Consider the following 15,625-nt stretch of genomic DNA (forward strand, 5'->3'; position numbering starts at 1 on the left):
ATTGGCAATAGTGTAGCAAAAATAACAGCAACTGTTGAGTTTTAACGGCTTGATTGCGGAGAAAATATCAGCTTAAATTAGGGTCTGTTGACATCTCAGCCATGCATTGCGTTATCAGCTAAAACAACAGACCCTAGCCATTGAGCGAGTACAAATGAATTGTTACACTCGATCTGCTTAGACATAATGCATGTTGATATGCTGCGCTAAAGTGATGATGTAAAGGTGTTAAAGGATGACACACGATGTGCAGATGCAGGGTGTTTTGATGACTGATTGATAAAGCGTCGAAACACAATCTGCGCATGGTAAAAAATAAAAATGCAGGGTAAAACAATGAGCACACAACGGGTACACTTACACATTCAAGATCAGACATTTCGCACGCTTGAGGAGCTGAACACACGCATCACTCATGGCTATGGCAAAGATTTATCGACCGATTTGGGGCAAGTCTTTACCGAGATTACCCATCAAGTGCTTGATCAAGTGTTTTTGGCGCTGATTCAATCCAATAAACTACAGCCTGAACTCGCCGAACATGCTTTTGAGGCAGAAAAGGCGCTAGACCACATTCGAGCGCAATTACAAAAATATATGCCGTGGGCGGTAGGCATGCTCAGCAACGACCGACTGGTACCTGTCTCGAATCATATGCTGACACACTTCGACCTGAGCCATTCACATCACAGCTTATTATGCTACGCTGTGCCTACGCATCTGGTGCAAGATTTATTCACGTCGGTCGAGCGCATACAACAAGGCGATCAGCTTGCCGTCGATGTAATGCTTAAACATCTTATTGAAGTCATTGATCTTGGTGTGACAGAATTTATTCGTAAGCCCAAAACCATGTTGAAATTTAATTTTGTGGTGGATAAGACCTTAAATGGTGTGATTCATCTAGTGACGAGCTTGGGCTATAAACGCATAGCGCATATGGCGCAATATGCATCTCCGCAGTTGGCAATACGTTATGCGACACATTTTCAACAGTTTATTTATGCCGATGCAGACAAAAATGAGTCATCATGGCAAGAGATGTAAAACAACGTCATCGAAAAGCAACGTGATATAAAAACCACGTTATCGAAAATCTAGCTTCAAATATATGGCTGTAAATATATCGTTTCAAATGTACAGCTTTAAAAGTATAGCTTCAAAAAAGGAAAAAGCATGACGCAGGAATCAATGCAAAACACACTGGAACATCAAGTCGTGTGGATTACAGGCGCAAGTTCAGGGATTGGTGAGGCATTGGCGACGGTTTTTGCCAATCTGGGTGCCAAAGTAGTGCTCTCTGCTCGCCGAAAAGATGAGTTAGAGCGTGTCCGTTCACAGCTCAATCAACCTGAGCGTCATGTATGTATTGCCTTTGATGTGACGCAAGCCGATCAAGCCCAGCAGGCGCTAGAAGAAGTGATTGCCAAATGCCAACGTATTGATTTCTTGATTAATAATGCAGGACTGAGTCAACGTGCATTGATTGCAGACACCTTGATGGATACCGAACGACGCATCATGGACATCGACTATTTTGCGCAGATTCATCTGACCAAATTGGCATTGCCTTATTTTGTGCAACAGGGCGCTGGTCATGTGGTATTTATTTCCAGCGTGGCAGGTTTGCTTGGCACACAATATCGTGCCAGTTATTCAGCGGCAAAAGGCGCCATTCATATGTGGGCGAATAGCTTACGTGCTGAATATGCTGAAAAAGGGCTGAGTGTATCGGTGGTATTCCCAGGTTTTGTCAAAACTAATGTGTCGTTTAATGCACTCAACGGTGCAGGGCAAGCGCAAGCACATCAAGATGACGCCATTGAAAACGGTTTGGAAGCGGATGATTTTGCGCAAAAAGTGGTCAAAGCCTTGCTGGGTAATCAAGAATACATCGTTGTCGGTGGGCTTAAAGAAAAGCTCGGCGTGGCAATTTCACGAATCTCACCAAAGCTCATGTATAAAATGATCCGAAAAAGCAAAGTTAAATAAAAGCCTCCTTCTTTTTAAGGCGAGGCTGGCAGAGATTTTTGAAAATCTATTCGGCGTTTTGCGGTACTTATTTCATAAAATCGGCGATTATTTTCGTCCGTTCACGATCTAAATGTTCTGCAATGGCTTTGCCTTGTAAGCCTTGAGGAATCTCAATTTTAATACTCACAATATGCTTTGCTAAGTCCATCAGCACCTCAGCTTGCGGATACGGTTTATCCTCAAAATGTAAGCGACCTCGTGCATCACACAAACACGCCTGTGCAAAGTAGACCACTTGCTCGGGTTTGCGGAAGGCATCGAGGCTTTTTAAGAGTTTTAAAATGGTTGATGCTTTGAGCTGAAACAGTTGATGACAGAGCAAATGATATTCACACACTTTCAGTGCCAATTGCTGAAAATCACTCGGGACTTTTAAGCGTTGACAGAGGGTTTTGACAGGTTCAATACCTCGTTGTTCATGTTGAATATGTCTTGGCAAGACATCGGCAGGTGTCAGAGCTTTGCCTAAGTCATGGCACAGTACCGCATAGCGAACGATGGTTGGGAAATTGTGTTTACAGGCTTGTTGTAATGACATTAGCGTATGCACACCACAGTCGATTTCTGGATGATATTCAGCACGTTGCGGTACACCAAATAGTGCATCGACTTCAGGGAAACATTGTTTTAACGCTGTACATTCACGAAGTACAGAAAAATACACGTCAGCATGATCATCGGCAAGCGCACGAACGGTTTCTTTCCAGATCCGCTCTGCCGAAAGGTGTGCCAACTCACCCGATTGACTAATCGCTTGCATCAGTTGCATGGTTTCAGGGGCAATTTGAAAGCCATAACTATGATAACGTGCGCAAAAACGTGCCACACGTAAAACCCGCAGTGGATCTTCGATAAAGGCATCGGATACATGGCGTAGCACTCGATGTTCTAAATCCGCTTGCCCACCAAATGGATCAGTAATATTGCCTGCTTCATCCATCGCCATCGCATTGATGGTTAAGTCACGACGAGATAAATCTTGTTCAAGAGTCACTTCAGGTGAGGTATAAAAATCAAAGCCTTGGTAGCCATGTCCATTTTTTCGCTCAGTACGGGCGAGGGCATATTCTTCTTTGGTTTCGGGGTGCAAAAATACGGGAAAGTCTTTACCCACTTGTTGATAGCCCAGTGCAATCAATTGTACGGGTGTTGCGCCGACCACGACATAATCACGCTCGAGCACTTCACGACCAAGCAGTTGATCTCGCACTGCGCCGCCCACCAAGTAGATTTTCATAACACGGATTCAATAAAATTGTTCAATGGACAATGATAATACGAAATACCTTGAATTTAAAATCGAAGCAAAATAAGAACACATACAAAGTTTAAAAAAGAAAAAGCCTCTAACAATCATTATTAAAGGCTTTTTGCTGTTTCCGACATCGTTCTAAATATGCATTTAAAACGATGTGAAAATTAATTAAGACTGTACTTTTTCATGCTCTTGAATTTCAGCAACAGTTAGCGCTGTCATATTCACCACACGACGGGTCGTCGTCGTTGGTGTCAAGATATGGACAGGCTTTGCGGCACCGAGCAGGATTGGTCCAATGGTGACATTGTTACCAACAGTAGATTTGAGCAAGTTAAATGAAATGTTTGCTGCATCGAGATTCGGCATAATCAACAAGTTGGCTGAACCCTTGAAACGTGAATTTGGGAATGCCCATTCACGAATGGTTTCATCCATTGCTGCATCACCATGCATTTCACCTTCGACTTCAAGCTCAGGCGCAGTCTCACTCAAGATACGATAGACTTCACGCATTTTTTGTGCGCTTGGATCGAGTGCGTCGCTTCCAAAGCTCGAATGTGAAAGTAACGCAATACGTGGCGTAATCCCAAAACGACGTACTTCAGCCGCCGCTAAAATGGTCATTTCGGCAAGTTGTTCAGCGGTTGGATCAGTATTGACATAAGTATCAGCAATAAATAAATTGCGATCTTCAAGCATCAGCGCATTCAAGGTAAAGAACGTCTCCTGACCTTTTTTGATGCCGATAACATTTTTGACAAATTCCAAATGCACATCATAGCCAGAATAAGTACCGCAGAGCATGCCATCGGCTTTGCCAAACTTCACTAACATCGCCGCAATCAAGGTTGAGCGACGACGTGCTTCACGCTGTGCAAACTCAACCGTTGTACCACTGCGCTTCATTGAATTGTAATAGTCTTTCCAAAATTCGTCGTAATACGGATTTTGTTCTTGATCGACAATTTCAATATTTTCGCCATGTGCGAGTCGCAGGCCCAGCTTACGAATATTTTCTTCAATGACCTTGGTGCGACCAACAAGAACAGGGAACGCCAAACCTTCATCAATGGCAATCTGCGCACCACGAAGCACACGTAAATCTTCACCTTCGGCATAGGCAATGCGTTTTGGTGCAGATTTCGCTTTGGCAAAAATCGGCTTCATGATGAATGCAGAGTTATAGACAAACTCAGATAGGCGTTGATGATAGACCGCAAAGTCTTCAATCGGGCGAGTTGCCACACCAGATTCCATTGCTGCCCGTGCAACAGCAGGTGCAATCTCAAGAATCAAGCGTTGATCAAGTGGACGTGGAATCAAATAATCACGACCAAAACTGCCAGATTTTTCGCCATAAGACGCTGCATCTGCTTCCACGTGCGCCATGCGAGCAATTGCATGTACACAAGCAATCTTCATTTCTTCATTAATAGTTGTGGCACCAACGTCCAAGGCACCACGGAAAATGTACGGGAAGCACAGCGCATTATTGACTTGGTTTGGATAATCCGAACGGCCCGTCGCCATGATCGCATCAGGACGAACTTCATGCGCATGTTCAGGTAGAATCTCTGGATCAGGATTGGCAAGGGCAAAGATGATCGGATCTTTTGCCATCTCTTTGACCATTTCTTTGGTCAAAATCCCCGCAGCAGAAAGTCCTAAGAACATATCCGCACCAGCAATCACTTCATGCAGTTTTGTTTCAGGAATGTCTTGGACATAACGCATTTTCGACTCGTCCAAACCTTGACGAGATGTAGTTAGCAAACCACGAGAGTCGGCAACGATAATGTTTTCTTTGCGTGCACCCAAAGCGCAGAGTAAATCTAAGCAAGACAGTGCAGCAGCGCCTGCACCTGAGGCAACGATTTTAATCTCTTCGATTTTCTTATCGACCAATTGGAGTGCATTTAAAAGCGCTGAACCGACGATAATACTGGTACCGTGTTGGTCATCGTGGAATACAGGAATGTTCATGCGTTCACGAAGTTTTTGCTCAATATAGAAGCATTCTGGTGCTTTAATATCTTCGAGGTTAATCCCGCCAAAAGTCGGTTCTAATGCGGCAACAATATCAACAATTTTGTCAGGATCATTTTCAGCAATTTCAATATCAAAAACATCAACACCAGCGAATTTTTTAAAGAGGACGCCTTTACCTTCCATCACAGGTTTTGAGGCGAGTGGTCCGATATTACCCAGTCCAAGTACCGCAGTACCATTACTGACCACAGCGACCAAGTTACCACGTGCGGTGTACAGCGCCGCTGTCGATGGATCACGTTCGATCTCTAAACAAGGTGCGGCAACACCTGGGGAGTAGGCGAGAGCAAGGTCACGTTGATTGACCAGTTGTTTGCTTGGCGTGACGCTAATTTTACCTGGGCGTGGAAATTCGTGATAATACAAGGCAGCTTGCTTTAATGCTTGTTCGTCCATTTTACTCTCTGTACAGTTTACCTATTTGGGAAAATACCGCATCTTCCCATCTTTCTCGATTTCAGTGTGCTGAATAATTTACGGTCATTACTATAGCATTATCTCATGACAGACAATAGACATAAGCGCTCAATATTTTTATGGATACACTTGTCTAACATTCATGTAACATCGTGCTGTAACACAGTATTTTATCTCGTTGACCACGATCCCTTTGCTAAGGATTGATCGCTATCAGACAGCGCTAGAACGTGCGCTTAATTTATATTCGGTGTGCGTTTTGATCGAGTCGTTTAATTTCTAAAAACTCGGTCGCTAAGTCTGACGGCATCGGTTTGGCAATCAAAAAGCCTTGCAAAAAGTCACAACCTTCGGCGGTTAAAAAGTCATATTGTGCTTGGGTTTGTACCCCTTCAGCCACCACTTGTTTGTCCATGGCTTTTGCCATCGCAATAATCGCCCGCACGATAGCATCTTGATTGGCTTGACCAATCTTACTGACAAAGCTCCGATCAATCTTAATAATATCAAAGCTATACATACCAAGATAAGCAAGCGATGAATAACCCGTACCAAAATCATCCAAGGCAATTTTAATATTGCGTTTGTGGAAATCTGAAAGCACTTCACGCACTTCGGAGATATTTTCCATCAGCGATGTTTCGGTAATTTCAAGCTCTAATTGATGCGATTGAATTCCACTTTTTTTAATGATTTCATCAACCTCCGTCACCAGATGTCCACGTTGGATTTGCTGCACAACGATATTGACTGAGACACAAATATCGGCAAAGCCCATATTTTCCCAAGCCTTGATTTGCGAGCAGGTTTGCTCGAGCACGATGCGCCCAATGTCGGTGATCAAGCTGGTTTCTTCAGCCAGTGGGATAAATTGCGCTGGCGGAATCACGCCACGCTCTGGATGATTCCAGCGCACCAAGGCTTCAAAGCCGTGAACGGTTTGCGAATGTGCATTAATTTTTGGTTGGTAATAAACGGATAATTCTTGATGCGTGATCGCTCGGCGAATCTCAGCTTCGAGATTGATACGGGCAGCAGTCGAAAGGCGATTTTCATTATGATAAATGCGCAGTGTATTACCACCGATACGTTTCGCCTCGAGTAAGGCTTGTTCGGCATAGTTGTTTAAACTATCCATCTGCCGACCGTGCTCAGGATAGAGCGCAACACCGATCGAGACATTCAGCATCAACTCTTTGTTTTGAATATGAAAAGGTGCTTCAAATGACTCTAATACTTTTTTACAACTGTCTTTGATTTCTTCAATATCTTCCTTAATTTCCAAAATCATCGCAAAATCATCAGCATTTAAGCGAGCAATCACCACGGCATCAGGGTTATTTCGACGCAAACGATTGGCAACTTTCTTCAATAATTCGTCGCCACCATGATGGCTGAGATATTCATTATGATAACGGAAACGATCGAGATTAATACGAATCACCGCAAAGCGATTGAGTAACTTTGGAGACTCTGTTAAATAGCTATGAATTAGATTGTTAAAATAAGTACGGTTTGGTAAATCCGTCAAAGTATCATAGGTTTCTAGATAGGATAATCGTTTTTCTGAGGCCTTACGTTCCGTTAAATCGGTGACGATTCCAATATATTGTGTGATTTTATCGTGATTATCGCGAATGCCATTAATATGCATCCACAGTGGAATTTCTCGACCTGATTGAAGTTCCTCGACGATTTCACCTTCAAACTCCCCAGTGCTCATAAGTTGTCTTAAAATCGTTAAATTTAAACGCTGGGAATCAATATTTGAGCTTTTTAAAATATCGAAGACGTGGCGCCCAATAATCTGATCCTCGGTCGATTCAATGAGATTTAAATAATAAGGATTGACATCGACATAGTTTAACTTGTCATCTAATACAAAAATACCTTGTGCTGCTTTTTTAAATACACTGGCGGAAAGTTTTAAACTCTCTTCAGCTTTCTTTTCATTATTAATATTACGGCGGATACCGACCATGCGTAGTGGTTTTTTGGTCACAGGATCACGCTGTGTGACGCTCCCCAAATCATGTACCCAAATCCAGCGTTCAGTCGGATGGTAGACACGGAAAGTCGCTTCATAACGCTCATCTAAGCCACGCAAATGACGGCGCATTTGCGTTTTGACATGATCAATATCCTCACCATGAATGAAGTCATTGAGATGCGTTAGATAATGAGTCATATTCTTGATATTATAACCAAAAATCTGCGGGAAATTACTGGTTTCGATTTGACGATGGGCAATATCCCAATCCCAAGAGGCAATCCCAGCAGTTTCATGCGCCATCTCTAAATTCTGATGGGAACGCTCAAGTTTGGCGTGGATACTTTCAATATCGGAAGTCCGTTGTTTTACTTTTTGTTCGAGTAACACATTATTGGTTTCGAGTTCCTCACGAATGTTGATCGCCATCTGCTTTTCGGCGCTGAGCTCAGTATTGAGCAGATCAATTTCAGTGGTTTTTAAAGTGTTGTCGGTATCCAAGCGCTGATTATTGACCACCAGTACATAATAGTCCGAGCGACGACGATAAACCATCAAGCCAAGAATAACTAAACAGATACCGTATAGTGCAAAGCTGGCGAAATCAATGACGGTAAACTGCTGTGTAATGGTAATTTCGTTCAGGCTGAGCAGAGAAATCAAACTTGGGACAAAAAACGCTAAAAATACATAATAATAATGAGTAAGCAATACCAGTGATGCCACATGTAGAATTAATACGGTTGACAAAACTAAAGTCAACATCTCAATATGCGTATGATCTGCATTAAATTCTAAATGATTACTGATGAAAGTCACACAAATCGCAAATAAAATTCCATTTAATAATGCACTGATCGATAGATAAGTCGGTACGGTACGAGGTTTGGATGGTGGCTCTAATAATAGTGATTGGTTAATTAATAAGGACACTAAAATGGTAATCGTAGTTAAAAATCCCCACAGCGTCGTGGTGACAGAAAAGCTATCAAAATTAATAATTAAATTGATGGTAAAAATCAGCAGGGTAAACGCAAGGAACAGATATTGAAAAGCACGATAATAATATAATGCCCGATAGCCTTTTAATTGTTCGGCATTTTGTGGAAGCTCAAAATTTCGACGTCTTTGCCTTCTGTCCATTTTTACATTACATTCCTGAAATGGCGAATACTCATGCGAGTAAGGCAGCAATCATTAAATATTTAGACATATTAAAAAATAGTGGTTTTTCAGTAACTAACGCTAAAAAATGGCGTTGCAGAGTCATTAAAATTTACCCCATAAACTTACAATCTCAGTGTGCTAAAAGCAAGTTTTTTTTGAAATTTTGTACATTATTTACAATAAAGTTGGTTTATGACACTTAATGCCACGATTGGTGCTGTTTCTGTGCGCAAAACACGTTTTCCGATCGTCCATGGCTGAAACTGCTGTTGTTGTGCAAAATCAATCTCAGTTTGACTCAAACCACCTTCAGGGCCGACTAAAAGGGCTATAGACTCAGGTGCTTGGGTGCTAAACTGCAATGGCTCATCGGCAAGGGTCATGATGAGTTTAAGCTCGCTGTCAATGCTTTCAATCCACTCAGTTAGCGCTAACGGTGCAAGAGTTTTTGGCACGATATTTAAGCCACATTGTTCGCAGGCGGCGATGGCAACACCTTGCCAGTGCTCGATTTTCTTTTGGTCACGTTCATATTTAAGGCGCATTTCACAGCGTTCACTGGTGAGCAGTTGGATTTCCGAGACACCAAGCTCTGTGGCTTTTTGAATGGCATAATCCATGCGATCGCCTTTGCTCATCACTTGTCCGAGCGTGACTTTGACTGAGAGATTGCGATTTTCAGGATTGAACTCAAGCACTTGGATGCTTGCTGATTTTTTCTCAATTTGGGTAAGTTCAACTAAATACTCACCGCCCAAACCGTTAAAAAGTATTGCTTGATCCGTCACCTTCGCACGTAGCACACGCACCCAGTGGTGAAAAACCGTTTCGGATAATTGCACTTGTTCACCAACTGCAAGCGGGTGATCCATATAGAAACGGTTCATATTCACTCTCAACGATGCGATGTATTGTTTGAATGATTCAATCAGCGCTGTGGCATGATTCAATCATTCATTTTTCACGAGTTCGGTCTTAGTTTAGACCCAGATCGACCACCAATTGGCGGGTAGGCTCGGTGTGGTTCATGCTGTAAAAATGCAGACTAGGTGCACCACCTGAGATCAGGCGCTCACAGAGCTTGAATACCACCTCATGACCAAAGGCTTGAATGCTCTTGCTATCATCACCATAAGCCGCCAACTGTTTGCGAATCCAGCGTGGAATATCCGCACCCGTACTGTCTGCGAAACGAATCAGACTGCTGGCATTGGTAATCGGCATGATCCCTGGTGCAATCGGAATATTGACACCTGCTTTCTCAACGCTATCACGAAAATAGAAATACGCATCAGGGTTAAAAAATAATTGGGTAATTGCCGCATCTGCGCCAGCATTGACTTTTTCCACGAAGCGTTTCACATCATTGTCAAAGTTATCCGCTTGCGGGTGCATCTCAGGATAGGCTGCCACTTCGATATGGAAATGGTCACCAGAATGCTCCCGAATAAAACGCACCAAATCTTGCGCATACGGTAGCTCACCCAATCCAACTTGACCAGAAGGTAAGTCGCCACGCAGTGCCACAATACGATCAATGCCTTGCGATTTATAAATCTCAAGTAGCTCGGCAATACGTGCTTTGTCATCGCCGATACATGATAAGTGCGGGGCAACGGGTGTGCCTTTGCCATTGAAATCAGCAATTGCTGCTAACGTGCGTTCGCGGGTCGAGCCACCAGCCCCATAGGTAATGGAAAAGAATTCTGGGTTTAATAGTTGTAACTCTTGATGCACGATTCTGAGTTTTTCAGCGCCCGCATCGGTTTTGGTTGGGAAGAATTCAAAAGAAATCGGTGTACGTTTTGACATGTTGATATCCTAATTTATAAATACTGAACTCACCCTCTCCCTCAGAGAGAGGGATGGGGTGAGGGAAATCCGATTAGTATTTATATGCATCCGATTTGAATGGACCTTCAACAGCCACACCTAAGTAGTCTGCTTGTTCCTGCGTTAAAGTCGTCAAGACGCCACCAAAACCTGCAACCATTGCTGCAGCCACTTCTTCATCTAATTTTTTCGGTAGAAGTTCGACACGAATCGACGCTTGCTTTTGATCTTCCGCAAGATCAGCAAATTTTTCAGCGAACAAGTGCATTTGACCCAAAACTTGGTTGGCAAACGAACCGTCCATCACACGTGATGGGTGACCAGTTGCATTACCCAAGTTCACCAGACGACCTTCAGAAAGGAGCACGAGGTAATCATTTTCGTTTTCAGAGCGATAGACTTGGTGCACTTGTGGCTTCACTTCAATCCATTTATAACCACGTAAGTAGTTGGTGTCGATTTCAGTATCAAAATGACCAATGTTACACACCACTGCACCCGCTTTTAATGTATCTAACATTGCAGCGTCGCATACGTGGTAGTTACCTGTTGTAGTCACGATAAGGTCAGTATTTTGAAGAAGGTCAATGTTGATGTCTTCTTTTTTACCTGTTTGCACGCCGTTTTTGTATGGTGCAACCACTTCATAACCATCCATGCATGCCTGCATTGCACAGATTGGGTCAACCTCAGTGACACGGACAATCATACCTTCTTGACGAAGTGATTGGGCAGAGCCTTTGCCTACGTCACCGTAACCGATCACCAATGCACGACGACCAGATAACAACATATCTGTACCACGTTTAATCGCATCGTTCAGCGAGTGACGACAACCGTATTTGTTGTCATTTTTAGATTTAGTGACTGAATCATTGACGTTGATTGCAGGTACTTTCAGTGAACCATCTTTCCACATTTCTAAAAGACGTTGCACACCTGTGGTGGTTTCTTCGGTAATACCGTGAATTTTTGCCAAGACAGCTGGATATTTTTCATGAACAAGCGCCGTTAAGTCACCGCCATCATCCAAAATCATGTTGGCATCCCAAGGCGTACCATTGGCATTGATTTGTTGTTCTAAGCACCAAACATATTCTTCTTCGGTTTCGCCTTTCCACGCAAATACAGGTACGCCAGATGCTGCAATTGCCGCTGCTGCATGATCTTGGGTAGAGAAAATGTTACATGACGTCCAACGTACTTCTGCGCCGAGCTCGACCAAAGTTTCGATCAAAACCGCAGTTTGAATGGTCATATGAATACAACCAAGGATTTTTGCACCAGCAAGTGGTTTCGCCGCTGAGTAGCGTTTACGCAACCCCATCAGGGCAGGCATTTCTGCTTCAGCAAGTTTGATTTCTTTACGACCGTAATCAGCAAGTGAAATGTCGGCAACTTTATAATCTGTAAATGCAGGATTAACCGCGTTCATCAGGATCTCCTAATATTTTGGTGATGATCATTCTGTTCGCGGATGCCGTTATTGATTATTTTCAGATGCGCGAGATTGAGAAAAAGCGAGCATGTGAAGGTCGAGCCTAGCGATCTTAAAGCGAATCATTGTATTCAACTCTAAGAAAGTCGCAGCATCCCTCGACTAGGCAATATTGTACTGAGAATCGTTTTTAAAGCCAATGGAAATCGTTAAATTTCACAAGAAATTGCAAACTGTGACCAGTGGATTGGTTAAACTCAAATTGTGATGCATTCGATTGCAACATCATCTGATGCAGATTAAAACTAGGAATATAAATAGGAAGGGAAAAATGATCAGGAAGAATCGTCGCTTAGTAAAACAGCCGTTGGCTGTGGCATTTGTTGGTACACTTTTTAGCATACCATTTTTCACTGTGCCACTGTTCACCATGCCTGTTTATGCCAATGACAGCGTGGGCTATATCGGAACAGGTGGGATTCAATATATTCAAAACAATAACATTCAAATGCAACGAGAAGATCTGTATTTGAGCAAAAAGAAAATCAAAGTTGATTATCAATTTAAAAATTTGAGCAAGCGCAATCTCACTGAAAATATCTTATTTCCACTGCCCAAAGTGCAAAACTATATCGAAACGGATTATGCCGATGTTGTAGGGATGGTGAATAGTTTTACTGTAGTGGCTGACGGGAAAAAGATCCAACCACACATCCATGTGCGTGCTTTTTTGCCGAGTACCACAGCGCAATATGTCAACGATGGTGATTTTCAAGGTGACGTTACGGCTGAACTTAAAAGTTGCGGACTGACCGATAAGGAGTTGATGCAGCCGTGGCAGACTGAAAATATCAATGATGAGGTTCTAGTCAATCAAAAAATTGCCAACTGTACCCATCCCAAAGTCAAACAATTGTTGGCGATTCAAGATGAAGATACGGTGCGTTGGCAGTCGCAGATTATTTATAGTTGGCAGCAGACCTTCAAGGCGAATACGATTACGAAAATTTCCCATCAATATCAGCCATTGGTTGGTGGATCGCTCGGCTTAGGTGAGGAGATTGCCAAAGCGCATTGTGTCGACAAGAATATTCAAAAAGTCATCGATCGTGGTGATAGTTACGGCGTCTATTCGGGGCTTTCTTATATCTTGAAAACGGGCGCAAACTGGGCAAAATCGATTGATACTTTTAACGTCACCATTGAACGTGATCCTGATGAAATGCTGTCTTTATGCTGGTCGGGTGCTGAGGTCAAAAAAATCTCTGCGACACAATTTAAAATCACTGAGAAAAACTTTAAACCCAAACAAGATCTCGATCTGATTTTTATTCAACGTAAAGTTGCGCAATGATTTGTGACTCTTGGTGATCTTTTTGCGTTCATTTTCGTTTTTCTTCACGAAACTCCCTCAAATTGCGCACGCAGTGAAGTCGTTTTTCAGCAGATTGAATTTTAACATGAAACATCAATTTTCTTCAGTCAGCTTAAGGAGTTCGATCATGCAACATGCGTGTGAATTAATTGTACTTAAGGATGATTTGACCATGTCAAAGGACGGTGCACAAGATATACATTATGATCAGGGGACTTTGCTCAAAGTGTTGCTCGTCATCAATGATCGTGTCGTGGTCAAAAGCGATAATGCGCACACATTCTTATTAAAAACTGATGATGAGGATGTGCTTTGGGCGTATATGTAGTCGCAATAAATTTGAGCTGATTTTTTCATGAGCACGCAATGCGTAAATGATTTAACGTGTTTAGTTGCTTGAGAAATTTTAGTCTAGCGCCGTGTCGCACTTTTTTGTTTATTTTTTCATATTGTCATTTATTTTTAGCTAATCATTGTTAGACTGTGCAATCGCCATGCAGAAAATGTTAAGACTTCATTTTTTATGCAGACATGATCAAAAAACTGTTTTTTTTCCAAAAAAAATCGGTATGATCGGCGACCTAGGACAGCACGTCACTGTTGACGAATCCTAAACTAGCTACTTGGAATAAGTTGTTGAATAATAACTTATATTTCTTACACCCTTATCTGAGATGGTAATCCGATATGAGCGTATCTGCAAACGATCCACAAACACCTGCCAAAACTAATGAATATTATTTGACTCGCCAAAGTCAGATGGAATCCAATGTTCGTAGTTATCCGAGAAAATTACCTTTGGCAATTGCGAAAGCAAAAGGCTGTTGGGTCACTGATGTTGAGGGCAATGAGTACCTCGACTGTCTAGCTGGTGCAGGGACTTTGGCCTTAGGTCATAACCATCCTGCGGTCATCCAAAGTATTCAAGACACCGTTGCAAGCGGTTTGCCGTTGCACACGCTTGATTTAACTACCCCACTAAAAGATGCTTTTACCGAAGCATTGCTTGCGCATATGCCAGGTGGTCAGGAAGAATATTGCCTACAGTTCTGTGGTCCTACAGGGGCTGATGCGACTGAAGCAGCAATTAAACTGGCTAAAACCTATACCGGTCGTGGCACAGTGGTGAGCTTCTCTGGTGGCTATCATGGGATGACGCATGGTGCCTTGGCGATGACAGGGAATTTGAGTGCAAAAAATGCAGTCAACAACTTGATGCCAGGCGTGCAATTTATGCCATATCCGCATGAATACCGTTGCCCACTTGGTTTAGGCGGTGAAGCGGGTGTTGATGCTTTAACCTATTTATTTGAAGATTTTATTCAAGATGTCGAAAGTGGTGTGACTCGTCCTGCTGCCGTGATTTTAGAAGCCATTCAAGGTGAGGGCGGTGTGGTTGTTGCGCCAACCAAATGGTTGCAAAAAATCCGTGAAGTGACTGAAAAACACAATATCGTATTGATCTTGGATGAAGTGCAAGCTGGTTTTGCTCGTTCAGGTAAAATGTTTGCCTTTGAACATGCTGGTATCGAACCTGATGTGATTGTGATGTCTAAAGCAGTTGGTGGTAGTTTGCCACTTGCGGTACTGGCGATTAAACGTAAGTTTGACTCATGGCAACCTGCTGGTCATACGGGAACTTTCCGTGGTAACCAAATGGCGATGGGTACAGGTCTTGCGACGTTAAATACCATTAAATCTGAAAAATTGGCTGAAAATGCACAGGCTCAAGGTGAGTATCTCCAAGCTGAATTGAAAAAATTACAGCAAGAATTGCCATGTATCGGTCATGTGCGTGGTCGTGGTCTGATGATCGGTATTGAGATCGTTGATGAGCGTCAAGAAGCCAATCATTTGGGTGCATACCCAGCCGATTCACAACTTGCCGCAGAAATCCAACGTGCATGTTTTGAAAATAAGCTGATGCTTGAAAAAGGTGGTCGTGGCGGTACAGTGATTCGTTTGCTTTGCCCATTGATCATCACTCGTGAAGAATGTGAAGAAGTGATCAAACGCTTTAAGAAAGCGGTGTCTGAAGCACTGACTTATGTTCGAGGCGCATAA

General features: G+C 42.8%; 11 protein-coding genes. 5 read left to right on the forward strand and 6 right to left on the reverse strand.

Annotation, left to right across the window (positions count from 1 at the left end):
• Positions 1 to 336: 336 nt before the first annotated feature.
• Both BLQ60_RS08120 and BLQ60_RS08125 read left to right on the forward strand, forming a co-directional pair.
• A complete protein-coding gene (locus BLQ60_RS08120) occupies positions 337 to 1,047 on the forward strand; it encodes a hypothetical protein (RefSeq protein ID WP_092618567.1) in 711 nt (236 codons plus the stop codon).
• Positions 1,048 to 1,176: 129 nt separating this feature from the next.
• Positions 1,177 to 1,992, forward strand: a complete 816-nt coding sequence (locus BLQ60_RS08125; RefSeq protein WP_244515994.1) for an SDR family oxidoreductase — start codon at positions 1,177 to 1,179, stop codon at positions 1,990 to 1,992.
• A 67-nt stretch (positions 1,993 to 2,059) separates the two neighbouring features.
• On the opposite strand, the gene BLQ60_RS08130 is transcribed toward BLQ60_RS08125, so the two are convergent.
• The 6 genes from BLQ60_RS08130 to ahcY form a co-directional block, all read right to left on the reverse strand.
• The gene (locus BLQ60_RS08130) at positions 2,060 to 3,271 is read right to left on the reverse strand and encodes a multifunctional CCA addition/repair protein (RefSeq protein WP_092618570.1); all 1,212 of its coding nucleotides are present in this window, start codon (positions 3,269 to 3,271) and stop codon (positions 2,060 to 2,062) included.
• 186 nt (positions 3,272 to 3,457) lie between these two features.
• Positions 3,458 to 5,737, reverse strand: a complete 2,280-nt coding sequence (locus BLQ60_RS08135) for an NADP-dependent malic enzyme (RefSeq protein WP_092618573.1) — start codon at positions 5,735 to 5,737, stop codon at positions 3,458 to 3,460.
• 262 nt (positions 5,738 to 5,999) lie between these two features.
• Positions 6,000 to 8,891, reverse strand: a complete 2,892-nt coding sequence (locus tag BLQ60_RS08140; protein WP_092618576.1) for a putative bifunctional diguanylate cyclase/phosphodiesterase — start codon at positions 8,889 to 8,891, stop codon at positions 6,000 to 6,002.
• A 194-nt stretch (positions 8,892 to 9,085) separates the two neighbouring features.
• Positions 9,086 to 9,802: a 16S rRNA (uracil(1498)-N(3))-methyltransferase gene (locus BLQ60_RS08145; protein ID WP_092618579.1), complete on the reverse strand. Its 717-nt coding sequence runs from the start codon at positions 9,800 to 9,802 to the stop codon at positions 9,086 to 9,088.
• An 88-nt stretch (positions 9,803 to 9,890) separates the two neighbouring features.
• Positions 9,891 to 10,727, reverse strand: a complete 837-nt coding sequence (gene metF, locus BLQ60_RS08150; protein ID WP_092618582.1) for a methylenetetrahydrofolate reductase [NAD(P)H] — start codon at positions 10,725 to 10,727, stop codon at positions 9,891 to 9,893.
• A 73-nt stretch (positions 10,728 to 10,800) separates the two neighbouring features.
• Entirely contained in the window at positions 10,801 to 12,183 is a 1,383-nt protein-coding gene (ahcY, locus tag BLQ60_RS08155) for an adenosylhomocysteinase (RefSeq protein ID WP_092618585.1), read from the reverse strand.
• Between the two features lie 334 nt (positions 12,184 to 12,517).
• Between ahcY and BLQ60_RS08160 the strand changes: the two genes are divergently transcribed.
• The 3 genes from BLQ60_RS08160 (at position 12,518) to BLQ60_RS08170 (ending at position 15,625) form a co-directional block, all read left to right on the forward strand.
• On the forward strand, positions 12,518 to 13,540 hold the full coding sequence (locus BLQ60_RS08160; RefSeq protein ID WP_378235207.1) for a DUF4424 family protein: 1,023 nt from the start codon (positions 12,518 to 12,520) through the stop codon (positions 13,538 to 13,540).
• A gap of 148 nt (positions 13,541 to 13,688) precedes the next feature.
• The gene (locus tag BLQ60_RS08165; protein WP_092618588.1) at positions 13,689 to 13,889 is read left to right on the forward strand and encodes a hypothetical protein; all 201 of its coding nucleotides are present in this window, start codon (positions 13,689 to 13,691) and stop codon (positions 13,887 to 13,889) included.
• Positions 13,890 to 14,248: 359 nt separating this feature from the next.
• Complete coding sequence (locus BLQ60_RS08170) at positions 14,249 to 15,625, forward strand: diaminobutyrate--2-oxoglutarate transaminase (protein ID WP_092618591.1); 1,377 nt, start codon at positions 14,249 to 14,251, stop codon at positions 15,623 to 15,625.

Origin of the sequence: Acinetobacter marinus, assembly GCF_900096915.1 — a bacterium.
GTDB lineage: Bacteria > Pseudomonadota > Gammaproteobacteria > Pseudomonadales > Moraxellaceae > Acinetobacter > Acinetobacter marinus.

Coding starts and splice junctions, on each gene's coding strand:
- BLQ60_RS08120 (WP_092618567.1), top strand. CDS start 337: ATGAGCACACAACGGGTACACTTACACATTCAAGATCAGACATTTCGC.
- BLQ60_RS08125 (WP_244515994.1), top strand. CDS start 1,177: ATGACGCAGGAATCAATGCAAAACACACTGGAACATCAAGTCGTGTGG.
- BLQ60_RS08130 (WP_092618570.1), bottom strand. CDS start 3,271: ATGAAAATCTACTTGGTGGGCGGCGCAGTGCGAGATCAACTGCTTGGT.
- BLQ60_RS08135 (WP_092618573.1), bottom strand. CDS start 5,737: ATGGACGAACAAGCATTAAAGCAAGCTGCCTTGTATTATCACGAATTT.
- BLQ60_RS08140 (WP_092618576.1), bottom strand. CDS start 8,891: ATGGACAGAAGGCAAAGACGTCGAAATTTTGAGCTTCCACAAAATGCC.
- BLQ60_RS08145 (WP_092618579.1), bottom strand. CDS start 9,802: ATGAACCGTTTCTATATGGATCACCCGCTTGCAGTTGGTGAACAAGTG.
- metF (WP_092618582.1), bottom strand. CDS start 10,727: ATGTCAAAACGTACACCGATTTCTTTTGAATTCTTCCCAACCAAAACC.
- ahcY (WP_092618585.1), bottom strand. CDS start 12,183: ATGAACGCGGTTAATCCTGCATTTACAGATTATAAAGTTGCCGACATT.
- BLQ60_RS08160 (WP_378235207.1), top strand. CDS start 12,518: ATGATCAGGAAGAATCGTCGCTTAGTAAAACAGCCGTTGGCTGTGGCA.
- BLQ60_RS08165 (WP_092618588.1), top strand. CDS start 13,689: ATGCAACATGCGTGTGAATTAATTGTACTTAAGGATGATTTGACCATG.
- BLQ60_RS08170 (WP_092618591.1), top strand. CDS start 14,249: ATGAGCGTATCTGCAAACGATCCACAAACACCTGCCAAAACTAATGAA.